At 41.1% G+C, this 22,627-nt stretch carries 27 protein-coding genes and 1 pseudogene; 5 read left to right on the top strand and 23 right to left on the bottom strand.

Annotation, left to right across the window (positions count from 1 at the left end):
- Positions 1–59 precede the first annotated feature (59 nt).
- The gene (locus RMY64_RS32930; protein ID WP_322702242.1) at positions 60–3,548 is read left to right on the top strand and encodes a caspase family protein; all 3,489 of its coding nucleotides are present in this window, start codon (positions 60–62) and stop codon (positions 3,546–3,548) included.
- Between the two features lie 786 nt (positions 3,549–4,334).
- Here RMY64_RS32930 and RMY64_RS32925 read toward each other — a convergent pair.
- The 21 genes from RMY64_RS32925 to RMY64_RS32830 all read right to left on the bottom strand — a co-directional run bounded on the left by RMY64_RS32925 (position 4,335) and on the right by RMY64_RS32830 (position 18,208).
- Complete coding sequence (locus RMY64_RS32925) at positions 4,335–5,309, bottom strand: nucleoside triphosphate pyrophosphohydrolase family protein (RefSeq protein WP_322702241.1); 975 nt, start codon at positions 5,307–5,309, stop codon at positions 4,335–4,337.
- A 253-nt stretch (positions 5,310–5,562) separates the two neighbouring features.
- The gene (locus RMY64_RS32920) at positions 5,563–6,027 is read right to left on the bottom strand and encodes a DUF1643 domain-containing protein (RefSeq protein WP_322702240.1); all 465 of its coding nucleotides are present in this window, start codon (positions 6,025–6,027) and stop codon (positions 5,563–5,565) included.
- A 33-nt stretch (positions 6,028–6,060) separates the two neighbouring features.
- Positions 6,061–7,326: a nucleotide kinase domain-containing protein gene (locus RMY64_RS32915; RefSeq protein ID WP_322702239.1), complete on the bottom strand. Its 1,266-nt coding sequence runs from the start codon at positions 7,324–7,326 to the stop codon at positions 6,061–6,063.
- Between the two features lie 204 nt (positions 7,327–7,530).
- Positions 7,531–7,638: a DUF1392 family protein gene (locus RMY64_RS36950; RefSeq protein ID WP_416212171.1), complete on the bottom strand. Its 108-nt coding sequence runs from the start codon at positions 7,636–7,638 to the stop codon at positions 7,531–7,533.
- On the bottom strand, positions 7,592–7,738 hold the full coding sequence (locus RMY64_RS32910) for a DUF1392 family protein (RefSeq protein WP_322702238.1): 147 nt from the start codon (positions 7,736–7,738) through the stop codon (positions 7,592–7,594). Before RMY64_RS32910 ends, RMY64_RS36950 begins: the two co-directional genes overlap by 47 nt.
- Entirely contained in the window at positions 7,735–9,162 is a 1,428-nt protein-coding gene (locus RMY64_RS32905; RefSeq protein WP_322702237.1) for a DNA cytosine methyltransferase, read from the bottom strand. Before RMY64_RS32905 ends, RMY64_RS32910 begins: the two co-directional genes overlap by 4 nt.
- A complete protein-coding gene (locus RMY64_RS32900; RefSeq protein WP_322702236.1) occupies positions 9,159–9,551 on the bottom strand; it encodes an ASCH domain-containing protein in 393 nt (130 codons plus the stop codon). The genes RMY64_RS32905 and RMY64_RS32900 overlap by 4 nt, the downstream gene beginning before the upstream one ends.
- A 5-nt stretch (positions 9,552–9,556) precedes the next feature.
- Complete coding sequence (locus RMY64_RS32895; protein WP_322702235.1) at positions 9,557–9,934, bottom strand: hypothetical protein; 378 nt, start codon at positions 9,932–9,934, stop codon at positions 9,557–9,559.
- Between the two features lie 120 nt (positions 9,935–10,054).
- Positions 10,055–10,258, bottom strand: coding sequence for a hypothetical protein (locus RMY64_RS32890; RefSeq protein ID WP_322702234.1), 204 nt, complete (start codon positions 10,256–10,258; stop codon positions 10,055–10,057).
- 167 nt (positions 10,259–10,425) lie between these two features.
- Complete coding sequence (locus tag RMY64_RS32885) at positions 10,426–11,775, bottom strand: replicative DNA helicase (protein WP_322702233.1); 1,350 nt, start codon at positions 11,773–11,775, stop codon at positions 10,426–10,428.
- A 2-nt stretch (positions 11,776–11,777) separates the two neighbouring features.
- Positions 11,778–12,368 (bottom strand): hypothetical protein, encoded by a 591-nt coding sequence (locus RMY64_RS32880; protein WP_322702232.1) that lies wholly within the window; start codon positions 12,366–12,368, stop codon positions 11,778–11,780.
- Between the two features lie 109 nt (positions 12,369–12,477).
- The gene (locus tag RMY64_RS32875) at positions 12,478–13,410 is read right to left on the bottom strand and encodes a phage Gp37/Gp68 family protein (RefSeq protein WP_322702231.1); all 933 of its coding nucleotides are present in this window, start codon (positions 13,408–13,410) and stop codon (positions 12,478–12,480) included.
- A 32-nt stretch (positions 13,411–13,442) separates the two neighbouring features.
- Entirely contained in the window at positions 13,443–14,117 is a 675-nt protein-coding gene (locus RMY64_RS32870; RefSeq protein WP_322702230.1) for a hypothetical protein, read from the bottom strand.
- On the bottom strand, positions 14,114–14,317 hold the full coding sequence (locus RMY64_RS32865; RefSeq protein WP_322702229.1) for a hypothetical protein: 204 nt from the start codon (positions 14,315–14,317) through the stop codon (positions 14,114–14,116). Before RMY64_RS32865 ends, RMY64_RS32870 begins: the two co-directional genes overlap by 4 nt.
- Before the next feature lie 8 nt (positions 14,318–14,325).
- Positions 14,326–14,775 carry a hypothetical protein gene (locus tag RMY64_RS32860; RefSeq protein ID WP_322702228.1) on the bottom strand — a complete coding sequence of 150 codons (450 nt, stop codon included), beginning with the start codon at positions 14,773–14,775 and terminating at the stop codon, positions 14,326–14,328.
- Between the two features lie 130 nt (positions 14,776–14,905).
- Positions 14,906–15,790, bottom strand: a complete 885-nt coding sequence (locus RMY64_RS32855) for a hypothetical protein (protein ID WP_322702227.1) — start codon at positions 15,788–15,790, stop codon at positions 14,906–14,908.
- A 43-nt stretch (positions 15,791–15,833) separates the two neighbouring features.
- Entirely contained in the window at positions 15,834–16,292 is a 459-nt protein-coding gene (locus RMY64_RS32850; protein ID WP_322702226.1) for a DUF1392 domain-containing protein, read from the bottom strand.
- Positions 16,293–16,317: 25 nt separating this feature from the next.
- Positions 16,318–16,518: a hypothetical protein gene (locus tag RMY64_RS32845; protein WP_322702225.1), complete on the bottom strand. Its 201-nt coding sequence runs from the start codon at positions 16,516–16,518 to the stop codon at positions 16,318–16,320.
- A complete protein-coding gene (locus RMY64_RS32840) occupies positions 16,511–16,786 on the bottom strand; it encodes a hypothetical protein (RefSeq protein ID WP_322702224.1) in 276 nt (91 codons plus the stop codon). Before RMY64_RS32840 ends, RMY64_RS32845 begins: the two co-directional genes overlap by 8 nt.
- A gap of 167 nt (positions 16,787–16,953) precedes the next feature.
- Positions 16,954–17,751, bottom strand: coding sequence for a hypothetical protein (locus RMY64_RS32835; RefSeq protein ID WP_322702223.1), 798 nt, complete (start codon positions 17,749–17,751; stop codon positions 16,954–16,956).
- Between the two features lie 118 nt (positions 17,752–17,869).
- Positions 17,870–18,208 carry a helix-turn-helix transcriptional regulator gene (locus RMY64_RS32830; RefSeq protein ID WP_322702222.1) on the bottom strand — a complete coding sequence of 113 codons (339 nt, stop codon included), beginning with the start codon at positions 18,206–18,208 and terminating at the stop codon, positions 17,870–17,872.
- A 161-nt stretch (positions 18,209–18,369) separates the two neighbouring features.
- Between RMY64_RS32830 and RMY64_RS32825 the strand changes: the two genes are divergently transcribed.
- Together RMY64_RS32825 and RMY64_RS32820 are read left to right on the top strand one after the other, a co-directional pair.
- Positions 18,370–19,071, top strand: a complete 702-nt coding sequence (locus RMY64_RS32825) for a hypothetical protein (protein WP_322702221.1) — start codon at positions 18,370–18,372, stop codon at positions 19,069–19,071.
- A gap of 129 nt (positions 19,072–19,200) precedes the next feature.
- Entirely contained in the window at positions 19,201–19,557 is a 357-nt protein-coding gene (locus RMY64_RS32820) for a hypothetical protein (RefSeq protein ID WP_322702220.1), read from the top strand.
- 56 nt (positions 19,558–19,613) lie between these two features.
- Here the strand turns inward: RMY64_RS32820 and RMY64_RS32815 are convergent, their stop codons facing one another.
- Both RMY64_RS32815 and RMY64_RS32810 read right to left on the bottom strand, forming a co-directional pair.
- Positions 19,614–19,940 carry an ISAzo13-like element transposase-related protein gene (locus RMY64_RS32815; RefSeq protein WP_322702256.1) on the bottom strand — a complete coding sequence of 109 codons (327 nt, stop codon included), beginning with the start codon at positions 19,938–19,940 and terminating at the stop codon, positions 19,614–19,616.
- Positions 19,909–20,645, bottom strand: a pseudogene (locus RMY64_RS32810) (ISAzo13-like element transposase-related protein). The gene RMY64_RS32815 and the pseudogene RMY64_RS32810 overlap by 32 nt, the downstream one beginning before the upstream one ends.
- 339 nt (positions 20,646–20,984) lie before the next feature.
- Between RMY64_RS32810 and RMY64_RS32805 the strand changes: the two are divergent.
- Both RMY64_RS32805 and RMY64_RS32800 read left to right on the top strand, forming a co-directional pair.
- Positions 20,985–21,458 (top strand): transposase, encoded by a 474-nt coding sequence (locus RMY64_RS32805; protein ID WP_322702255.1) that lies wholly within the window; start codon positions 20,985–20,987, stop codon positions 21,456–21,458.
- 459 nt (positions 21,459–21,917) lie between these two features.
- Positions 21,918–22,589, top strand: a complete 672-nt coding sequence (locus RMY64_RS32800) for a hypothetical protein (RefSeq protein ID WP_322702219.1) — start codon at positions 21,918–21,920, stop codon at positions 22,587–22,589.
- The last annotated feature ends 38 nt before the right edge of the window (positions 22,590–22,627 follow it).

Raw genomic sequence — 22,627 nt, 5'->3', positions numbered from 1 at the left:
CAAATTTTAGATGTATTTAAGTTATCTTATTCTGTAACAGACAACTTAGATATGTATAGATGGCTCGTTACGCGCTTGTTGTTGGCATTACAGATTATAAAAGTCCCCTTAAAAACCTTAGTAAGCCAGCTAAGGATGCAGAAGCAGTCGCGCAGGTACTAGAAACGCATGGTGATTTTGAGGATATCGCTGTTCTTAAAGGTAAAGTTAGTAAGACTGAGTTAGCTCAAGCTTTAAAAACACTTTTCCAACAACAAGCAGTTAAAAAGGAAGCGCTAATTTACTTTACAGGGCATGGCATTACTGTATCTGACGGCTTAGGAACACAACAAGCATATCTAGCCACTTCTGACTTGACAATTGTCACTCAAGGCAATCAAATTGTTGTACCAACAGACGCAATTAATCTTCTAAGTCTGAATAATTTAATTAGAGATTCCGAACTGAGTAGTCTAGTAGTGCTGTTAGATTGCTGTCATAGTGGTGAATTTTTAGAACGCAATCTCATCGAAAAAACTCTTACTGCCTTTATTTCACAGCGCGATTACTACTTTATTGCTGCTTGCAGAGGTTTTCAACAAGCATACGCCAAAAAAAGTGAACAACACAGTATTTTTACAACTGCTTTGCTGGCTGGGTTGTCACCAGAGAACACTAATGAGCATGGAAAAGTGACAGGTGATCGCCTCTTCGATATACTTGCCACAGAACTTAAAGGCAGTGGACAAGAACCAATCCGCATGGGGTGGGGGCGTTCTATTACTCTAATTACCCACAATAATAAAAGACAATCTCAAACCTTTGAGGTAAAGGAAGAATGTCCTTACCAAGGTTTGAAAGCCTTTGAAGTGGAACAAAAACAGTTTTTCTTTGGGCGTAAGCAGGTAGTAAGGAAGATTCTGGAGAAACTGGCACAAAAACCCTTCGTTCCGATTATTGGCCCTTCCGGGAGTGGTAAATCTTCTGTGGTTCAGGCGGGTTTGATTCCAGAATTAGATGATAGTGTCTGGAAAACTTTACCGCCGATTAAGCCAGGATTTCAGCCTTTGCAGGAATTGAGAGGAGTTCTGAAAGCATTTTTTCAGGGAGCGAGAAAAGAAAAATTGCTTTGGGAGTTGATTACTCAAGAACCGAATCCTTTACCTGTAATTCTGGAGCATCTCACAGGTGCAGAAAAATTTTTATTGGTAGTAGATCAGTTTGAGGAACTATTTACTGTCTCTGTTGCTGAAGAAAAGCATAGATTTATTGAATTGCTGACTCAGGTAGTAGAGATGACCGATTCGCGGTTGAAAGTTGTGATTACCATGCGATCGGATTTTCTCGAACCATGTTCAGACTATCCCTCTTTAAATAAATTGATTGAAAATCAGCTTGTTTTAATGCCGCGGATCACTGGAGTTGATTTAAAAGAGACAATAACCGAACCAGCTAAACTTCAAGGTCATAGTGTTGAAGAAAGACTGGTACTGAAAATTTTAGAAGATGTTGGTAAAGAACCGGGATACTTGCCGTTGATGGAGTTTGCTTTAACTAGACTCTGGGAAAAACGCGACCAACAAAAGCATCAACTCACCCTAGAACAGTATGAAAACTTCCAAGGATTGACAGGGGCGCTGGATCTTCATGCAGAAAATGTTTATCTTTACGAAGATTATCAGCAGGATTGCCCGACTCAAGAACGAAATGAACAGGAAAAAGACTGGATTGGGCAAATTTTCCTGCGATTAGTGCGAACCGGAGAGGGAGAAAAGGATACGCGACAGCGCCAATCAAAAGCTGAACTGTTAGCCATTGTCGGTAATGACCAAGAACAGCAGGAAGCATTAAGTGAATTGCTAGATGAAGGATTAGTGAAAGGACGTTTGGTGGTAGCTGGCAAAGATGAACAAGGAAAAGCTTGGATTGATTTAGCCCATGAAGCCTTAATTGAGGGTTGGGAGAGGTTTGCCCAATGGCGACAACAAGACCGAGATTTGCGGCGGTTGAGCGATCGGTTAGCAGATGCTTTACGCGAGTGGTTGAACAAAGGGGAGAATGAAAAATACTTAATGCAGGGGGGATTGCTGGCAGAGGTGCGAGAAAATTGGGACAGGCTACAACTATCTGTATCATTGCTAACCAAAAATTTTTACCAGCACAGCGATGCCTATGAAAAAGACCAAATTGCCGAACTGCAACGGGCGCTCACTGAAGCTAACTTAGCTACCTTGCAAGAAAAAGCAGCAAGGGCACAGAATTTATTATCTGTTCAACCTCTAGATGGTTTAGTCCTTACAATCCTGACAGTGGGTGAAAATCTAGAGAAAATGCCTCAGCAAATTCTTAAACAAGTTCAAAACAGTTTGAATTGGGCAATGACAAAAGGTATAGTCTCAATTCCCTTCCAAGGGCATGATGGTATTGTTTGTTCAGTCGCCTTCAGCCCAGACGGGCAGAGAATTGTTAGTGGCGGTGATGACGGAACAGTGCGGTTGTGGAACATCCAAGGCGACTCCGTAGCAGATCCCTTCCGAGGGCATCAGGGTTTTGTCAGATCCGTTACCTTTAGCCCAGATGGGCAGAAGATTGTCAGTAGCGGTGAAGACGGGACAGTGCGGTTGTGGGATATACAAGGTAAGCCCTTAACAAACCCGTTGCGTGGACATGAAGGTATTGTCATATCTGCTGCCCTTAGCCCTGATGGACAGACAATTGCCAGCTGCGGTGTTGACGGGACACTGCGGTTGTGGAGCATCAAAGATAATCTTCTGGTAAACCTTTTTAGTGGGCATGAGCATTGTGCCTCTTCCGTGGTTATTAGGGTAGATGGACAGCAGATTTTTAGGGGCGGTTATGTTTCTTGTGCCGACTTCAGCATAGATGGGTGCAAGATTATCAATGGCAGTGTTGACGGGAGTGTGTGGTTATGGGGCATCCAAGGTCAACCCCTAGCAGACCCCTTGCGTGGACATCAAGGTTATATTTCTTCGATAGCAATTAGCGTGGATGGGCAAAAGATTGTCAGTGGCGGTGTTGACGAGACTGTGCGTTTGTGGGCTATCCAAGGCCATCCCTTAGCAGACCCCTTGCGTGGACATCAGGGTTATGTCTGTTCCGTTGCCATTAGCCCTGATGGGCAGACAATTGCCAGTGGTGGTGTTGATGGCACGGTGCGGTTATGGGACATCCAAGGACATTGGTCAGAGATCCCAGGACACTCGCTGGTAGACCCTTTACGTGGGCATAAAGGTGATGTTTGTTCTGTTGCCTTCAGTCCAAATGAACAGACAATTGTTAGTGGTGGTAAAGATGGAACGGTGCGGTTGTGGAATATCGAAGGTCATCCCTTGGTAGACCCTTCCCGCAAGCGTAGAATAGATATTATGCCTTTCGCCATTAGCTCGGATGAGCAGACAATTGTCGGTGGTGGTAGTGAAGGTAAGGTGCAAGAATGGTTACGAGTCTGTTGCAACAGGTTGCGTTACCATCCCATCTTCACAAATCCGCAAACCGAGGAAGCAAAAGCCGCCTGCGAAGTCTGCCGCAAATATGTTTGGAGTAAATAAGAATCTCAAAGCGGTGATTAATAAAAATAAAATAGGAGAAATAGACCTCTAATCTAGGGTGTTGAGGCTCAAAACTTCAGTTTTTACCTTATGCTATGACTCTTATTCAGTCTGCTTTGTAGCTCCTTTGTCACCCCTTCGTTGAGTTAGCACCGCAGAATTATGATGGTTTGTTGTCGGAATGGAAAGTCCAGCCCAAGCGACGACCTAATTTGTGGAAAGTGATGAGAAATTTGGGATTGACGTAAGGATAGTTTGATGGGAAGGTTAAACGGGCGTTTTGAAACGGGGAAGGCTTTGATGGAGTTATGCGATGTCCAAGGACAAGTCGGTTTGCGTCTACGCATCAGTTGAGTCCATTCCAATTCGCTTGAGGAGAGAGTCAAAAACGGCGTTGCAGTCGTTAGGGAAGCTAAATCGAGCTTGTCTTACTGCTGTAGAAGATAAATTGTTGACGCTTCTGGAGTTCTAACTTTTCCCGTCATCTCCTTACAGCGCTTCCGGCTATTATGCGATATAGTTTTCTTCTTCCTTCTCTCCTATCATCGCTTTCAGCTTTTAGGATGTAACTCATAGCTGCCGGAAGTGCTGTAATTGAGTGATCGCTTACTATATCTCTAGGGCAAACGCATCGAAAGTATAAGAATCCTTTAATAACAAGAGTTACGGCATTTTTTAAGTCTATTTTTTCAAGATCCATGCCCAGCAAGGGTTTTTAAAATCCCGTGCGTTCGCCCTGGATCTAAAGAACAATTTTTTCTCTTTGATTTAGTGTTAACTTTGATACTAGCAACCTAAAGGTCTTTCTTCGCTAGGATGTACTACCCATAATTGAGAAGGATGATACGACAAATCTAACCAAGTAGAGCAGTTATTTTGTTTATAACTGATTGAGCTTGAATCAATATCAATAACGACTATTCCACCTCTATTTTTTTCCACCTGTCGCCAGACGTTGTATCCCATAATAATTGCCTTCTCCCAATCACCTAGCGAACACTGTGACACTTCTAGATGACCTGTCATATTTTTGATAGTCTTTAATAGTTGGTAATCTATTGCTGAAATGCCTTCCAAAAATGCATGATCTTTAGCATAGGCAAATATTAATGCTGATATACCTTCTTCGATAGCTATTGCACGACCGCCGTCTTCAACCTCATCAATTACAGGGCTGCTTTTTCGTTTTCGTTTTAGAATACTACGAGTTACTGGCGACCATCCTAAAATTGCAGTATAGGACATGTGAAAAATATCATGAAAGCGGTAGCCATCATTGGAATAAGAGTTATCAGTAAGATCATTTCCAATTTGTTGTTTGTCAATAAATGCTCTCATCATTACTGAACTATCTTTATTTAATTCAGTAATTTCTACTTCAAAACGTCTAGGTAAGCTTTCATATTCAGGAAAATTACTATCAAAAATATAGCCTATTTCTTTACCATCTATTTGTGCTGAATTTCTCCATCCCCAACGGTTTTGGCATTTTTCTAAATTATTCTCTGCAATCTCTTCTAAATTCAGGTCAAATTTACTTGCAAAATTAGCAATATACCACAGCATATCACCTAATTCTTCTGCAACACAGTCCTTAAAAAGTTTGTGAGCATTCCCATCACGTAAATGCTTTTTATATTCTGTTAATAATGAACCAGCTTCCCCTACTAATCCTAGCAGAGGTACGATTAACTCACTGCCTTCTACCGCAGGAATCTGGTCTGTACTTATTGCTTTTACTTGATAATCAGAAAAATTCATAATGAAACTTTCAGGAATTAATATTATTAAAATGGCTATGAAATAAGTTATAAAAGCATATAAATAAATTTATATAAATAAAATAAGAGTAATGCCCTCTGTATAATTCTCAGATTTAAACAAACAATTGTGAGAGTTTGTAGGTAATTACACTTTTATTCTCTTTAGTGAATAATTCCTTAAAATCTTCGTAGACTCACTAAATTTAAGTAAAAAAATTGAATAATCAATTTGAATTAATCTAGGAACACTACTAGAATAGAACTGGTTGTGTACTATCCCTCAACCATAAGGGATGAAGCGGATGCCCAGCTTTCGTCCGACCTAGACAGTAAAGAGTTTGTTTGCTAGAAATTAGATGCAATACTGCTTTATCTCGATTTAGAAAGCTCCCATGCATACCCCATGCTAGAATAACTAACTCAGCACGCTCTGTAGCTTTTTGAAGATAAAAATTATTATTTGAACCTATAGGATCAGTTGCTTGAGTCATATCACGTGGTTTTGTAGCACGGAAAGCAAACAGATTTACTACTTCCAAAGAACCATAACCCCAGGAATTCGCAAATTTGATACACTTACGGAGGGTAGGATCATCTTTGTCAGCATCTGCGGTACTTGGGTTAAGCATCACAAAAGTGATTTGCGGATTGTTTGTATTCCACTCGCGTCCTAGTAAATATCGATAGCTACCATCAATAACAGCAGTTTTATTCATCTGCATATATTTCAAATATAAAAAATATTTGGATTAAAATAAGTTTAACTGAGAAAAACTTTCTTCAGATATCTGTGGACTTTTTCTTTTTTTAGTATTTATACCATTTTTATTTTCTAGTTTGTCTAGCGGTGGAAATTTTTCTTCTATCTCAGAGTTTAATTTATCTGTTTCACTTAATAAATTAACTATTATTTTATCTTCTAAAAATAATTGCTGATAATTAGTATTTCCTGTTTTTCCCCTTCCCAAATCTTTTTGTTTTTCCTTAAAATTTGGTGTCTCAGAAGAGGGTAATTGATTATTTTCTAACTTTAGTATAGTTTGATTTTTATTTTTACTTTCTATGATCATATCGTTTATACCCCATTTAGGAGGATAAAAATAATCAATTAGTAGAGAATTTGGAACAAACTTAGATTTAATTTTTTTACGGTTACTTATTATTTGCGGGAATGCTTGTCGGCAATATTTATCAGTTTCACAAAATAGGTTTTGGCAGTCTATAGCCTGTAATGGACGACCCCAAAGGGTTTGAAAATTTAAGTCCAATCGCTGAAACTCTTGCTCTTGATTTTCTACCATCCAATGGATAATATCTGCGTTTGTTTTATTACCTATATTAACAAAACATTTACCAATGCCACGTTCGGCTCCTGGGCCAGCTATAGTAAAACTATTTTCGTCAAAGTTGATAATCTCGCTATAGTTAATATCGATTGCTAATTGGTAAGCCATAAATTTACCTAATAATGGATATTCTTGAATAATATGAAAAACTTCTTTAAGGCTTTTACTTTTAATTATGCGAGTAACTGCACAATCTTGAAAAACCATTTTATCAATTAATGCTAAATGATTTTGATGTTTTTTATCATAACCAAACTCTTTACTAGCACAAGACATATATGCACTGGTATAAATTGCATATCCGCTATTCATAGCTTCTTTTAAAATCTGAGAATATAAATTAAAATTAAAAGAGGATAAAGTAATATAGCTTCCTAATGCATTTTCTAAGTAATTCCAAGTTTCTATTTTATTAAAAATTTTGAATAGTAAGATCCTAAAGAGAACTTCTTCTTCATTTTGGCTTCTACTGTTGTCATAGATTATATTCTTTATTAGATATTGAGAAACACGGTCACTTGCTCTATATGCATTACAAAATTTATAAGTATTAATAATTGGATCACTTGTCCAAGGAGGAAGTAAATTGTTAATTTTTTTAAAAAATACTTCCTGTCGTAGAGTAGCAAATCTCCAGTAGGTATCAAAAATTTCCTGTCTTATTTGCATAGACTATTGTTTTAGCTATTTAGTTTGCTCTGTTTAGGATTAGAGGTTTGGAGTAATTATCTTTAAGTTCGTTTAATTTACTGCCAATGTCAAGTTGTACATTAAATACCGTGAAACCGAAAATCGACTAATTCATCAAGTTGAAACACAGGCTTTTCTTTAGTGTCCAGTTGTAAGTTGCTTGATATGTAGGAGTTCACTACCTCAAACACTAATGTTGTCATTACCAGTAGCAATCTCGTATTTCCAACCGTGTTGTGACGATTCAACTCCAGTGCAATAACCGAAAGCTTTGGCAGACTTCACGTACATTCACTCGCTCTAACAGACTGACCAGTAGAGGCGGGATTGGTTCACCCCAAGATGGGGAGATGTACCAGCACTGTTCTAAGTCGTGAACAAGGTTAGTCATATTGAAACTCCTAATATTTTGCTCTGTGCAGATATGAAGAATTGAGTTGCAAAACTAGGAGGCACGGAATAGCCAATAATTGACCCAGCCGTAGCAGTCTCGTTGGGAAACTCGTACCAACCGGGAAACCCTTGCAAAATTGCAGCCCCTTCAATAGACAAAGACTTGACAGTACCATCAGGCAACCAGATATCAGCGAATTTGCTTCGGTTGCAACCTTTGTGATCGGTAAAGTGCGATCGCAGTATCGTGTTGCAGGGTAAATGCCCAGGCTTATATTTAGACTGTGTACGTCCCCCAACTCTTTCTATTAGCAGTGGTGTCGGCGCGTTCCCGGCTAAAAATTTCTCCAAAGCTTGCCGTTGTTTAAGGAGTAGTTGAGAATCAGTCATCATGGGAATGAGATGGGCAATGGCATCGTACCAACCTATTGGTTTTCTGTGAGTTGGTAAGGCAACGCGAAAACCTCTACTGGCAATCAAAACTAACCGCCGCCGCGCCTGGGGTAGCCCAAAGTCAGCCATGTTGACCACGCTGTAATCGACCGAGTATCCCTCTGATTCCAGAACTTGCAGAATGATACTGAAACTCTGACTGTTCTGATAGCGTGGGACATTTTCGAGAGTAAACACCCGTGGCTGTAACTGTCGTATGGCTTCTGCCACCGCGATCGCTGCGGTGAAATCATCAGCCGTTTCAAGCGCAACACCCGCTTTGGCTGTGTGAGCTTGGCTGAAGTTGGCGCATACTGGGGAGGCATGGAGATAATCGGGGCGGCGGGGAAAACCTAGAAATCCTGACTGTGCTACTTCTTGAACTGTTAGCTGGATTATTCTACAGCCATACTCGCTAAAGTTGTGGTAATGGGTTTTGGCGATCGCCAGACTTAGTTCTGGTTTGCTTGAGTCGAACTCTACTGCAATGGCCGGGCGAATACCAGCCTGTAGCATCCCCACTTCAATCCCGCCGCCACCAGCGAAAAGTACTACAGCGATCGGGGCATCATCTGGAAGAACTGGTTTTTTATATGTGTTATCAAAATTTTTGCAGACATCTAATTTTGGTGATGGCTTTTTGGTTTTCGCTTTTTTGATAAAAGCGATAATATCTTCCCTAATTGCCCCCTGTTGTTGCATTAGACAAATCATTGGGACAGCACCAGGGGGAATTGAGCCTATACTTTTACCCTTCCAAACGCCGTTGTGTTTTTCCTTCCAATTAAATCCCCATCGCCAACAAAAAGGGTCATTTGGGTCACGTTCACCAATCACACGGGGATAAAAAATGTTTGACCCATCAAGTAGCTTTTTAGTTTCGAGGTACGGATATAGACATCCAACCGATTTGCATTGTGAGCCTTTGACCCCTTTCTCTAAGAATTTTTCGGGTATTGCAGACAACTCAGCTATTACTGATTTAGTCATGCAGCCACCTCCATGACCAAATCATCGGGTACTTCAAAAATTCCCAACCGCCCAATGTAAGGAATCGGTGTAATCTCTCGCGGATTCTCCAACTGCCAATGGTATTGCTCAGGCATTCCCCAGCCAGATGCAACTTGTGAAAACTTGCAATCAACTATTGTGACAATGCCAATAACTTGGCCGCGACGGAGAGAGATTAACTCTGGGATTACTACCCCCATGCTTTGACAAAATTCTCTCGCTAGCTGGTACTCTTTTTTAGTACAGGTTTTTGCAGCGTGAATCAGAATGTCGCCGCGATAATGAATGGGCCAGCCACGGTTTTCAACATTTTTAAGAGCAAAAATAATTGCCCATGCCCAAGGTTGCCTGACTGAAAGTGCTTTCACGGGTTTTAAAACTCCAGTAATTGAATGTATGCGTCTAATGCTGCAAGTGCCGGATGTGGATGTGGCTGTGACTTTAAGCCGTTAGAGATTGTAACGATAGTCCCTTGTTCAATCATGGTAAAATTGATATCACTTTGACGAGCAGAACAACGATATAAGACTGTTAGTAAAACAAAGTTTAATTGTTCTAAAATCAAGTCTTCACCCAGATGAAGCCGCCATGTAAAATTTTCTGAATTAATTGAGCGCCAAGGGTTACTAAAAGAGGATTTTTCAACCATCGGTAGTATCTTGATCTGGAATCTGTAGTGTCCAGTAGTAGAGCATTCATCTGGAGCAAGAGCCGCCCATTGTTGTAAGAGTTGATGGTAAGTCTCAACCATTTATTATTCTCCTGTTCTGTTTCAACTGGGAATGCGATCGCTTTGGTTTCATGCTCAGAATTTGTCAATTAAATAACTTTGGTAATAGCATGAGTGAGGGGAGCAAGTCAGGAAAATTCTTTATCTAGTGGTGTTTATTACTTCTTCTAAAAAGCCAGGTAGTAAAGATTTTAAAGAGTTGTCTATGATTTGTTCCTTGTTTCTCACTTGGCGGAAGATGATTTTTGCGACTTCACAAGCTTCATCAAAGGAACAATCAAGCTGGTCTTGAATCATCAAAATTAACTTTGTTGTCTGATTTAAAAGTTCAATGCTGTATTTCATAATCTTCAAAAACCTCGATATTTAACCCAAGGCTTCCACACATTCAGTACTGATTTACTTAAGCTTTAGGCATACTTGACACAATTGCTAGTTCCGCGCGGATTTAGGAGTATTTGCGTGACCGAAATGGTGGCAGTAGTACGCCGAATTAATTAACTCCATCCCCTTTACCTTGCCAAGTTCAAAAATTTCGAGGTCGATAAATCGCACAACATAGTCGCAGTGCCGAGCTTACCGTAAAGCCTGTTTTTCTCAACAATCAACTCGATAGTGCGGTCGCTTGGGTCTTTCGTATACACGGCATCCCGGTAAAGCATAATCAACTGGTCACAAACCTCAAAGATTTCACCAGAGTTGCGAAGTAAATGACGATTGGGGCGTTTATCAGCCGTTGTTTGATTGCCCCGATTGATTTGACAGCCTAAGAAAACAGAGATTTTGTGAGACTTGGCAATGTCCCGAATCTGGCGGGTAATCTTGCCGACTTCAAAGGCCATATTCCCACCGGACTCCAGAGGAATCTGCTGTAAGTAATCAATAAACACAGCACCAATAGAACCGCCAAATTCGGCAATAGCACGGCGCACTGCACTTGCAATCATTGTGGTTGTAGGGGAGGAATGCTCGTAAACCTTCCAAGGCAGTTCCACCATTTGTCCTATGCCTTGTGCTATTGGTTCCCAGTAGTGCTGAGTATTGGTTTGAATCATAGAAGCGTCTACGCCTGTGATTCGGGCTAGCATTCGGGCATTGAGTTGATTCTTATCCATTTCTGGAGTTACATAAAGAACTGGTTTTCCAAGCTTAGTCATGATTTCGTAAGCATAAGAAATCATGAAGTGGGTTTTCCCCATGTGGGATTCAGCAGCCACTACAACTAAGCTACTGGGATAAATGCCACCGGTGATATTTTCTAAGTCATACCAACCAACTTTGTCACCCGCCATATTCCCCATCTCCAGCTTTTGAAAAAGTTCAAAGCCCATGTCTTGTGCTGAGAAAACCTTGCAGCGTTCATCGCTTTGATTTTGAGTAACACCAAAAACTTTCGCCTCAGCAAGTCCAAGGACTTGTGGCAGTTCAGTTTCTGTTTCGTAGCCGAGGTGGACAATTTCATTGCCCACTTTAATTAACTGCCGCCGTCGATATTTCTCCATCACCAGATCCGCCAAAGCATCGATGTTGACGGCGGATACAGTGCGGTCTACCAGAGTCGCTAATTTGTTTCTGCCACCAATGCGATTGAGCAAATTGTGGTCAGCCAACCAAGCGGTGACGCTTAGTAAATCTGTGGGTTGGTATGTAGCATGAAGCTGGGCTGCGGCTTGATAGATATATGAGTGAGCGCTGATGTAAAAGGCTTCCACTACTAGGCGATCGCTGATTCTAATCATTGCCTCTGGATCAAGCATAATCCCGCCCAAAATAGCTTCTTCAGCTTCAATGTTTTGTGGGGGCAAGTTGTCAAGTGACCTGTCAGGATGGAAAGAAACTACGTTGTCTTGATTAGGGTGCATAATTATGCTCTAAGTGCTAATTTTAACTGCGCTTCAACTTCTCGCAAATTCGTGGAAGATGGTTTGGAGTTGCTCGGAACTTTTGGCTCATTTGCTTTGGCTTGAAGTTTTGCCTTTAGCTCCAGCATCTGTGGGCTGTGCTGATACCCATTGGATGGAACCCGAATAGATTGCTCTTGCTGACGGCGTATCCGGTCTTGTGCCAAGGCATCTTCGAGCGAACTGCTAGTAATATTTTTTACTTTGTGAGCCAAAGCAGTACGCTGTTGAGGTAGGGGCTGTTTTTCTGTTTGCAATGCTTGGTTATAGCGCTGCATCAGGTTCGTCCACCCACCCTTGGTTTTCTCCCAGGTGTTCATGACTGCGATCGCTTTTCGGCGTAAAGTGTCAGTTGGTGAATTTGGAAAAGACCCCCGAAAGCAGAACTCACCAATGGATTTGTAGGAAGGGAAAGCATTGTTATCACAACCGGCTCGACGGCACAAATGACAGTAAACACGATATGCCTCCATTGTTAATGGCAAATCGTCAAGCTTACTATCCATATAAATATGGCGTTTTCTTCTGTTATCGCTAAAGCTGTCGGTACTCATCTTTTAAACCCTCCAGCAATGTTTATTTTTTTTGTTAAACTCATGGTTAGAACCCTACAAAAAACTTTTTCTTCCCCCGCCGGTGAAAAACAGTGTAGGGGATTTGCTTTTACTCTCGTACCGGAACAGGAAATTCTCTAACTTGGAGATGAAGGGGAAACTCTTCAATCTCTCCCCCTTTCTTGTCGCGGGTTTTGAATCGCTGTCCCTCAAATTTCGCATTAGCCCCCAACTGCTTCACAAACACAGGTGTTTTAACTGCGTGACACTGTTGGACAATTGATTCGAGCCATTCGATGTGGCATGGTCTGGAATTTGGGCCAGACTCACCCCCTACAACAATCCACTGGATATCTTCATTTACTAATTCCCATTCGTAGGAATCACTAATTAATTTTTGAATTGCACCTCCTTGCCTAAAATCGATTTCTTCAAGCAGTGGCTCACAAGATAAAAACCGAACTGCGGCTGGAATTTGCAAGAGAATTGGAATGCGTTTGTTCGACATTTGTTGATTCTCAGTGGAGGTTCCTAACCACACATTTGGTAAGGGGAATGGTTGGTCAATAAAATATTGTTGAAGATTAATCAATCCTCCAAATTTCTCACTAATAGCGTCCCAAAGAAAATCTTTGGCTGCTTCATACCATTTGATCCATAGTGATTGTTGACTAAAATACTCCTTCATTCTTTCTGGTCGCTTAGTCAAAATTTGAAAAGTATGCTGAGGTGAAAGAGCAACAACAGTCATTACTTGATGAATCCATTCATCAGGGACATTGGCGTGAAATAAATCAGCCATTGAGCATACAAAAATTCTTTTTGGCTTTTTCCAAGACAATGGTTTAATAAGTTGAGATTTGACAAATTCAACTGTGCCATCCCATTTGCCAACACCTTGATACTGAGGGAATTGTTGAAGTCGTGGGGATTTGGCAGCTTTCGCTGCATAGCATCGCGCACAGCCAGGACTTCCAGAAACCCGTGAACAGCCAACAATTACATTCCAGGTTTCATCACACCACTGTATATTTGTAGACATAATTACCTCTCCAATCAATAGTTTGTACTAACTTAACCACACGCTATCGCCCATACAATCTCAATCGCCTGCTCTTGCGTTATGGCCTGCTCAGGGTTCTTGTAAAACCCAGCGATCGCCGACTTGGGACGAATAATAATTTGCTGCCCTGTTGCACGTTTGTCCCAGACAAAGCACGAGATGGTAACGTTATCAGTGGCCCAACGACTACCCCGTTTGTCTTTCCGAAAGCAGAAGCGCGGCATGATGATTACAAGTGACGGCGGGTGCTGCTGCAAGAAATCCGCGCGGTCGTCACAGGGTTCGAGAAAACTGGTTAATAGGAATGCGGCAACACCTACACGAGCTTTTTGGTAGGCATTCTTGATGATTGGTGCAGCAAATTCCGCATAAGGTGGGTTAGTGCAGATCCAATCGCAATTGGGAAACTTAGCCCATGACTCGGATAGTGTTGCATCCATTTGGTAATCAGCCGCCTTATGTGGATCAATATCGTTCGTCCACATTTGCTTGGTGTACGGCCACACATTCAACAGAGAAGCGATCGCCCCATGCCCCACACACGGCTCACCAATCACACCAGATAAGGGAACATGGCGCAGTAGTTCAGTTGTGAACCACGATGGAGACTGGTAAAAGTTCAGTGGATGTCGGGTGACAGCTTCAAGAATAGCTGTCTGGGGTTTTAGTAATGGTGTAACAGTCATGCTGCCTCCTGCGGTTGTTGAACAATCGTTGCACTGATGGATTCAAAATTAACCTGAAATATGTTTAAATCAGGAGTTATTTCGCCACTGTTATAAAGTCCAACGATGTGGTGTTTGATTGCATCTTCTGTGAGTCCATCAGGAATGTGAATGTGGGCTTCATTAATGATTTTTTCTACTACTTGAACTACAACTTTCATAAATACTCCTAAAACTCAATTCGGTTCAAAGTTTGTAATTGTGCAGCAAGTATGCTAATAAAATCCTGTAGTTCTTCTGTTGCTTCTTGAGGGCTGATTGCTTTTTCAGAAACGTAAAGCTTTGTATTCTCTAAATAAACTTCTACACGAGTCATATTTGTATGTGGCGAAGTCAATAGTGTTAAAGTAAATTTCTCATATTTGCAAAAGTAGTATTGACATTCTTCACTCAGAGATTGCCCTCGCTGCCATTTGATAAATTCTGTATCGTCATCGTTGGCAAGTTCAAATTCAACTTCTTCGATTGCAGTGATAGCCATAGCCACACACGATCTTTCTGCTGGATGTGTAGCTGATTGCATCCGGTAGCTTTCGCGGACTACATAGCCTTGAATTGCGTAGAATTTCTTAGCTAGTTTTTCAATGAGTGCGTCTTTTTGAAAAATTCCAAGTTCCATATCCTTTCCCCTCAAGGTAGAATTTACCTTTGTTGTAAAAGTTTTAATTCTTGATGACTCGGCGATCGCTCTGCTTGACCAATATCTAATGCCCAATGCCCAATGACCAATGACAAATGACCAATGACCATCAAGCTGTGACTACAGCTTTCTTTGAGAAAGCTCCCGCCTGCCTTAGCACTGCACCAGGACTGGGATGAGCAAAGAACTCTTCTACAGCTTTGGTCAACCCAGCCGCAACAGCCGGATCGTGACAAGCGTAGACATAGATGGGCTGTTGCACACCATTGACCAATCGTGTTTCTTGGCGATCGCCCAGTTGTGGGTAAAATGTTCTCACCCATGTGCCCAAGTGTCCGCGATAGTGAGTGCCGCTCAGGGGGACTTTCTTTCCAAGTTCGTTCTCTGCAAAGTTTACAACCCCTAACCAGCGTTCTTCTGAAGGGGTTAGCAATTTTCTGTTGTGTTCTGCCAGAAGATTCCCGGCATAGTCTTTAAATTGCTGTTCCATGTACGGGTTGAGTCTGCCACCAGTTAACTCAGCTAAAGTCTTCATTGCCAGGACAAGAGTATGCAATCGCTGTTCAACTGGGGGGAGGGCTGGCGTGGAGGGTTGTTCTTGTGGTTGAGTAGCGGGTTTTGTCCAGCCCATAATGTCTTGCATCCAGGCGCGAACACCAATCCGGTTAAAAGCTTTGCATACAAGTCTGGCTTGCTGTTTGCAGTGCCGCCCAGCATCAAAAGCGTAATATTCAATAACGGCAGCAACACCCATATCAGGTATTCCCTGATTCCAGGTTTCCAGTGCCGCAGGGCTAAAGCCTTGTTGTATAAGGCTTTGGGCTAATGCAGAAGGTTCCAGTGCCGCACTTAGTAACGCACGACGAAGCGAAGAATCTTGTACATCTGCAAGCCTTGCAGTTGCCCGAATACTGGCTTTACCTTGTCCATTAGAGTCAACAGTGATTTCTTGCTTTATCTGTTCAATAATTTGAGCGATTTCGATTTGTGACATAACATTAGTTGGGTGATAACTTTTCGTTGTTGATTAGAGGGAATTAGACATTCACGCGCACCAAACTTTTTTCACCGACCAACGAGAAGCGATTAAGTATGGTTGGTGTTTCAGCCAATGTTGGCGATACCAATTCGACAAGGTAAAACCAAAACTTATCCACAAGTACAACTCCTAAAATCAGCCGTTGCTTTGTATCATCACCATAAGAACATAGGATTACTTTCTGCCCTAAAACGAAAGTAGGTTTTTGCACCGTGAGAGCTTCTAATTGACCAGTCCCAATAATTTGATATTCTGTAGCGTGGGCAATTTCATCACCACAGATGACTGTATAAAGCCAACACTCATGTTTCCATTGCACACCAGAGCAATAACCAAATGTTCTTGTAGTTTTCAGATAAACTCTCTCTAGTAAATTCACCTCAATAGGTGGAATTATTTGACCCCAAGGTGGGGAGATATACCAACTGGTTTTGAGAGCGTTAACGTAGTCAATCATGCTTTTCTCTCCTGGGATTAATAACCTAAAAATCCTTGGCAATCTCCAACAAAAAGCCGCGTCCGGTATTCTGCACTTGCACCAATTCTTTATCTAGCAAAGTTTGAATTACTGAATCGGAGAATTGGAATTGCAAACGGTGCAATGGAACGCAACCACCACAAAGCTGAATCGAACGCAGCAAATGATTGGCTCTACGGTCAAAGCTGTTTGTAGAATTAGCCATTGTTTGCACCCTTAGTTAATACGGTTAACTGTCGGTTGAGAATGCTTATCTGTTGTTGATAAAAGTCAATCTCTGCGGTAATTTGCTGAAATAATTCTTCTGGTGTGAGCGGTTGGATTTGATCCTCTTTCAAGTACGATATTTCATCAGAATTCTTGTTACGCATCAGCACATAGCGCCAACCATCATCAAATTGTTCAGCCAACTCTGTACCAGAGGGATAGTAGTAAAGTCCTAGTATGATGCCCTGTTGTGTACGCTGTTCCAAGTTAAAGCGAGGGTAGGGCCAGTGTTGAGGGATCGAAATTGTGGGTTGCATAGATGAATAAATGAATGAAGGGACAATGAAGCAGAGGAGCGGAGGAGCAGAGGAGCAGAGGAGAGATTTGTACAGATTCTTTCCCCTCTGCACCAGACCTCTGCCCCCCTGCCTCTTTACGCTGTAACTAACTCCGTTCTTCCCAGCAGCCGTTGCAATTTATCGCCAGTTAGCTGTTCTAACGGCTGATCTAAAAAATATTCCTCAAAAATAGATTTGCCATCAGTAGACACGTCCACCCTCGACAATGAGCGCACAGCATCAAATACCGAGTTAGAATACTGCTGCTGGGTTGAATAACGCCTCTTCACCCACCAGTTCCTGTCAGTGCATCCGACTTGCCCCAGTTTCACGCCCTTGTTGTTGTAAATGCCATCATCGAGAATTTCAAAACCGTACTTCTGGCACTCGTTGAAGATATGCGCCATGATTAGGTTTTCGGTCGTGGGGGGTGTTGCTTCTTTTTCCTGCACAGGTAATGAGCCGTCTTTGTGGTGAGTGCAGATGAAGCGATCGCAACGCATTAGAGTGTTAGCACGAAATACCTCTTTATCGTTGATCATGACTACCCAGCGTTGCGTTAAGTGGTTGTCGTCATGGTTGATGCTGGCTACCAGTTTGTCATCAGCATAATATTCGTGATGGTCAAACGAGATTTCGACTATTCTGAGGGGTTCGGGAGCGATGGCTTGAGCTTGCGTGGCGATGAACCCGTCGAGTTCGCCTTGGGCTGTGGCTTGTTCGTCCGCGACTTTGTGAGTTTGGGCAGACTGATGGGTGATGATTGCGTTTACCCAGGTGGCAGCCGCTCTTTTGTCGCCAGTGGGTTTAACGCCAAGTTCGGTGGCGATTCTTTTTAAACGGGGGAGGGTATAGCGGGAAAGGGCTTGCTGTGTGTAGGTTGGATGGGTCATAATTGATATTCCTGCCTCGACAGGGGTAAGGTTTTCACAAAGGGCGATCGCTTAGTTGTCCAGACTGGGGCGGTCGTCTTTTGTTATGTACCTATTTTACTATTTTGGTTAGTAAAAATCAAGCTATATCCTGAATTTTTTGAGGTAATTTTACTAACGGGCATCCGAGAAAATCTTCTATGTTGATAGAAAGTGCTTGACATATACCTTCTAGCTTTTCAGTAGAAACTGTGGGTGCTGCGTTTCTTGGGCTTGATTCTGGGTACTCTCCCCGCTCCAAATGCTGAATTAATTGATAAGCACAGCCAGCACGTTTAGCTAAAGACTGCATAGACTCTGTACCACGTAGAATTTTCAGTTTTCTGCCCAACTCCTTATTCCATCGAATAGACGCAATTAAGCTTTTATCGATAATCATTAATTCATTACCCAGTTCACCAATTAGATTAGTAGACATGATACACTAAAATTACTAATTTGATTAGTAAGAAAAGACAAAACCATCCAATTAAAGTATGACTGTGATCGCTGACAGTCTTTGGAATGCAATAAAAAAGTAGGCGAATAGACAAAGAATGACAAACCCTCAAACTGTACAAGCGATGTTTTACTAAGGGAATGACAAATAACCCTAGTAAAAACCGCCGACGCAAGGGTGAGGGTAACGGCTCTATTTACTGGCGTACCATTACCAAGAACGGTAAGGAATATTCCCAAGCTTATTACCATTGGCAGGAAAACGGGCAGAAAAGGACAAAGTACATCCCTAAAAAATTACTAGAGGAGATTCAAGAAGCAGAAGCCGCAAAACGCCCAGTTGTAGAGATATTGCAATTGTTGGGTTTTGTGGTAAGCCCTAGTAATTTACTAGGGGATAACCAGATTAACCCTAGTAATAACGAAATACTTAAAAACAACAGTGTAATTCCCAATAAATTACTAGGGGATAAACAGATTAACCCTAGTAATGACCAATTGTCAGAGATTAGCCCTAGTAATGAGATATCCCCTAGTAAAGTGCGACGATACAAGGGAGAAGGTAGTGGGAGTATTCACTGGCGCATAATTACCAAGAACGGCAAGGATTACTCGCAAGCGTATTATCATTATGAGTTCTGGAGTGAAGGTGAGCGCTTAGTGAAGTCGTCGAAGTATATTCCCAAGCATTTGCTGAAGCGCGTTCAGCAGATGGAGCAAGAGAAAGCGGCGGTTAAGGAGATGAATGGCACTAAGAAAAGCTATAAGCTATATTCCATAAGCATTACAGGTATGAATACCTTAAGAGCAGTGGACGCTTCGCTGCGATCGCTATTTTTGTAGGTGCTGTCAAATCGAGGCGGTAAGTGTGCAGCGTCGTCTAAAAATTTTTTGTAGTTAGAAAAAGCTTACTCGTTCATGAAATACTTTCTTTGATACGAGTAAGCAAACAACATAACTACTACTGTAACTATGCGAAAAGGTAAAGTTGTTGGAGATTGCGATAAATTGGTTACTTGGTATAAACCTAAAAGTTGTCCAAAAGGTTTGAATAAAGATGAATTTGACGCTCTACCTTCTTCCATCACTATGCGGGAAATTTACTACTACATTGTCATTCCTGGTTTTCGCAGTCAACAAGTCAGTTTAATTACTACTCTTTTAGATAAGGGACTTCCAAAGAATAAATTATTCCAAGAAAAACAAGAGACAGGTTTTCTCAAGAATGATAATCATTTTAAGGGGGGGAGAAAAGGGGTTGCCGAGGGCAACCCCTTTTCTCCCCCTCATCTATGCATGAATAATCTATACACTTGTTGTCTGCTTTGAAGTTGAACAGTGTAAAATTAGTATGTTTTGTAGCTAAATAAATGCTGTTATTAAAATCAAATAACTTTTGTTTTACTACAACAAATATCAATAAACCAATTACCTAAATTTGGGAAAAGTTCATGAGTAGAATCGGTTAGCCGCTCAATCTGTTTTTCAATTTGAGCCATAGCTTTTTTTGTAAGCTTTACCCCATTCTCATAAGTTTTATGTACTAGCTTAACTACTGGATGATCGCCTTTCCATTTCATAGTACTAGCAAACTTTAAAGCCGTCTCCACTTCATCTAAAATGCTGCCATTCCAATGATTCTCTAGTATTGCCCATGTCCTTTCTATCGGATTATATTTACTATGATAAGGTGGATAGTAAGCTAAACGTATATTTACTTGATGTTTTTGGGCAAACTCTACTATACGCTATACGTTTCATAAATTGGGTACGCCGTGAACTGTTCTGTGGCCCATTATCTTGATTGAGAAGTAGGGTTTGAATATCGGAAAAACGATGCTTTTGTTCTAACCAAAAATCCTCTAAAATATCAACAATGAAATCGCTCGTAACTTTCGATTCTGTAAAGTATAAAAATAGCTCATCCTCCTCTGGAAGGAAGATACCATAAGGAGTTACAGTTGTTTTTGGATTATAATCATGGTCATCAGCTTTCGCTCCATCCCGGCTTTTACCTCCTCGATCAAATGAGCCAATCTTAACGCGGGCTTTTCCGTCCATACTTAGCCGTAAAACACTCTTATCTTCCGAAGCGTCTTTGTTTACTATGTCTAATTGCTCGAAGATTGCATCAGTTTGTGGGATTTTTTTTGAGGCTGAACTTTCTTTACCCTTCTGAGTTTGTAACCTAAATTATTTAATTTGACTCGAATTGTTTCTGATGTATGTAACTTTTCGTCACTGTAACCATACTTTTCGATTAATTGCTTTCTGACTTCGGCTGCACTGAGTCTAGTATATAGTCTTTGACTTTTAAAACTTGGATCAGTTTGACTATAGAAGTCAACTAAATTTTTTATATCTTCTAAAAGATTTGGCAAGTGTTCTTCTGCTTTATAACGCCCTTTGCTACTCATGTTATCAACACAAGTAATACCGCTTTTTAATTCTCTTGTTCCTTTGCGAATTGTGTCTCGATTCCATCCTAATTCTGATTGTGCAAGCCTTTGTCCCCCTAAACCTAAGCCCTGAACTGTCTGTGCCATAAATTTGCGCTTTGCTGCACCTTTTAATTGAGACGCAGTTTCAATTAGCAACTTTTTGAGAGAATCAGTTAATACTATAGCCACTAGTTACCACACTCAAAAACTCAATCATTATTCAAATTACTACAAAAGGGGGATGAAGGGGCAGCGGATGGCTGCCCCTTCATCCCCCTTTTAAAATGATTATCATTATTATTTATGGAATAGTTTATTTTCTGGAAGTCCCTTAAAGTAACTTATTCTACTCTCGAAATTGTTGGACTTTACGGGAAACGTTGGGATGTTGAATTGGATTTGAGACATCTTAAAACTACTCTGGGAATGGATATTTTGCGATGTAAAAGTCCCTCAATGGTACGCAAAGAAATTTACGTTTTTTTCCTTGCTTACAATCTACTTCGTAGTTTGATGTGGGATGCCGGAACTACTTACACCACTCCTCCATTACGCCTATCGTTGCAAGGTACTCGCCACCATTTAATTAACTTTATTCCCAAATTATTAGCTACAACTTCAACAAAACGTCTTAAAGCTTATCGCACTCTACTCAAAGTTATTGCTCACAAGGCTGTTCCTGACCGTCCTGCTAGAAACGAACCACGAGTCCGTAAACGCCGCCCGAAAGCTTATCCTTTAATGACCAAACCCCGGCACGAATTACGAAAGCAGTTGCAAACTGCTTAATACACAAGCGTTTCGGCTTTTCTTAGTGCCATTCGTGTTTAATATATTGTCGATATTGTTCTACAGGCATTGACTAATAACCTCCCTTTCTACATCGTAAATCATCAGGTGTAATGGCTTTATGCGATACCTACGGCACACTTCGTGAACGCTCTTGCTTCTGTAACCTCGTACTACAAAAATAATTTTCAAATATTTTCCCAAAAACTGCGTAAAAGCTTCCCATCTCCTTCGTAGAAGGGTTTAAAGAGGCTGGGGAGGAATTACCATACATCGATAAAAGTCGAATATATTCCCGCGAAAAGCTCGCTACCTGGGATATTTTACCGCGTGGTGTTGCGTTGCTCCCGTTGAAGGTGCAAATTTCCCAAAGCTCAAACAACTATTTACCCTACAGTATTTTATGTATCTATGATGACAACAAAATACCAAGCATTTGAGGTGCAGCAGGAGATTTCGATGGATGATGATTTAGATTTACAGTTGCGTCAACTAGTCTACGCAGCACAAAACCATCCCCAAAAAAGTGCAGAGCGAAGGAAAATTCTCAATAAATTGATTGCCAAAATTCAAAGTTCTGGGAAGTTAAAAAAGTTTTCCAAATATCGACATTTACCTAATTTTGAAGATATGTATAGCGAAGCAGCAGCAAATACTTATCTAGAGATTTGCAAGAAAATTGAAGATTATCATTCAGAACATCCCGTTATGGCTTGGGTAAATAAAGTATTTGATTGGCGATTTCATGATGTTTTAAATAAACATAAAACTCAAAACTCAAAAATATTATCCCTTGATGAATTAGATGATTGTAAAAACAACTCGGATAAACCTATTAGTAAAGAATTATCCAGAGCGGATAAAAAAATATTTGAACTTGCCAACGAACGCAAAGATAAAAATATTCCGATTAATGGTGATGAAATTGAAGTTTCAGCAGTGAAAGACTTCGTAAGAAATGACCCAGAGGAGATTTTGCAGAATTATTATATTGGCGAAGATAAAAACGCTAATTTACAGAAAGTGATATTGATGCGCTTTGATGAAAAAAGTTGGGAAGAGATATCAAAACAATTAGGTCATCCAATTCCCAGGCTTTCCGAACTATATCAACCTGACTTTTCCCGTTAAGTCTCTTTTGCAAGCTGCCAACCTTCACAAAGGTCGTG

The sequence above is a fragment of the Nostoc sp. DedQUE08 genome (assembly GCF_034530895.1).
GTDB lineage: Bacteria > Cyanobacteriota > Cyanobacteriia > Cyanobacteriales > Nostocaceae > Nostoc.
Note: the sequence above shows the minus strand (reverse complement) of the source record. Positions and strands in the feature narration are given on the sequence as shown.

Coding starts and splice junctions, on each gene's coding strand:
- RMY64_RS32930 (WP_322702242.1), top strand. CDS start 60: ATGGCTCGTTACGCGCTTGTTGTTGGCATTACAGATTATAAAAGTCCC.
- RMY64_RS32925 (WP_322702241.1), bottom strand. CDS start 5,309: ATGAATTTTTCTGATTATCAAGTAAAAGCAATAAGTACAGACCAGATT.
- RMY64_RS32920 (WP_322702240.1), bottom strand. CDS start 6,027: ATGAATAAAACTGCTGTTATTGATGGTAGCTATCGATATTTACTAGGA.
- RMY64_RS32915 (WP_322702239.1), bottom strand. CDS start 7,326: ATGCAAATAAGACAGGAAATTTTTGATACCTACTGGAGATTTGCTACT.
- RMY64_RS36950 (WP_416212171.1), bottom strand. CDS start 7,638: ATGTACGTGAAGTCTGCCAAAGCTTTCGGTTATTGCACTGGAGTTGAA.
- RMY64_RS32910 (WP_322702238.1), bottom strand. CDS start 7,738: ATGACTAACCTTGTTCACGACTTAGAACAGTGCTGGTACATCTCCCCA.
- RMY64_RS32905 (WP_322702237.1), bottom strand. CDS start 9,162: ATGACTAAATCAGTAATAGCTGAGTTGTCTGCAATACCCGAAAAATTC.
- RMY64_RS32895 (WP_322702235.1), bottom strand. CDS start 9,934: ATGGTTGAGACTTACCATCAACTCTTACAACAATGGGCGGCTCTTGCT.
- RMY64_RS32890 (WP_322702234.1), bottom strand. CDS start 10,258: ATGAAATACAGCATTGAACTTTTAAATCAGACAACAAAGTTAATTTTG.
- RMY64_RS32885 (WP_322702233.1), bottom strand. CDS start 11,775: ATGCACCCTAATCAAGACAACGTAGTTTCTTTCCATCCTGACAGGTCA.
- RMY64_RS32880 (WP_322702232.1), bottom strand. CDS start 12,368: ATGAGTACCGACAGCTTTAGCGATAACAGAAGAAAACGCCATATTTAT.
- RMY64_RS32875 (WP_322702231.1), bottom strand. CDS start 13,410: ATGTCTACAAATATACAGTGGTGTGATGAAACCTGGAATGTAATTGTT.
- RMY64_RS32870 (WP_322702230.1), bottom strand. CDS start 14,117: ATGACTGTTACACCATTACTAAAACCCCAGACAGCTATTCTTGAAGCT.
- RMY64_RS32865 (WP_322702229.1), bottom strand. CDS start 14,317: ATGAAAGTTGTAGTTCAAGTAGTAGAAAAAATCATTAATGAAGCCCAC.
- RMY64_RS32860 (WP_322702228.1), bottom strand. CDS start 14,775: ATGGAACTTGGAATTTTTCAAAAAGACGCACTCATTGAAAAACTAGCT.
- RMY64_RS32855 (WP_322702227.1), bottom strand. CDS start 15,790: ATGTCACAAATCGAAATCGCTCAAATTATTGAACAGATAAAGCAAGAA.
- RMY64_RS32850 (WP_322702226.1), bottom strand. CDS start 16,292: ATGATTGACTACGTTAACGCTCTCAAAACCAGTTGGTATATCTCCCCA.
- RMY64_RS32845 (WP_322702225.1), bottom strand. CDS start 16,518: ATGGCTAATTCTACAAACAGCTTTGACCGTAGAGCCAATCATTTGCTG.
- RMY64_RS32835 (WP_322702223.1), bottom strand. CDS start 17,751: ATGACCCATCCAACCTACACACAGCAAGCCCTTTCCCGCTATACCCTC.
- RMY64_RS32830 (WP_322702222.1), bottom strand. CDS start 18,208: ATGTCTACTAATCTAATTGGTGAACTGGGTAATGAATTAATGATTATC.
- RMY64_RS32825 (WP_322702221.1), top strand. CDS start 18,370: ATGACAAATAACCCTAGTAAAAACCGCCGACGCAAGGGTGAGGGTAAC.
- RMY64_RS32820 (WP_322702220.1), top strand. CDS start 19,201: ATGCGAAAAGGTAAAGTTGTTGGAGATTGCGATAAATTGGTTACTTGG.
- RMY64_RS32800 (WP_322702219.1), top strand. CDS start 21,918: ATGGATGATGATTTAGATTTACAGTTGCGTCAACTAGTCTACGCAGCA.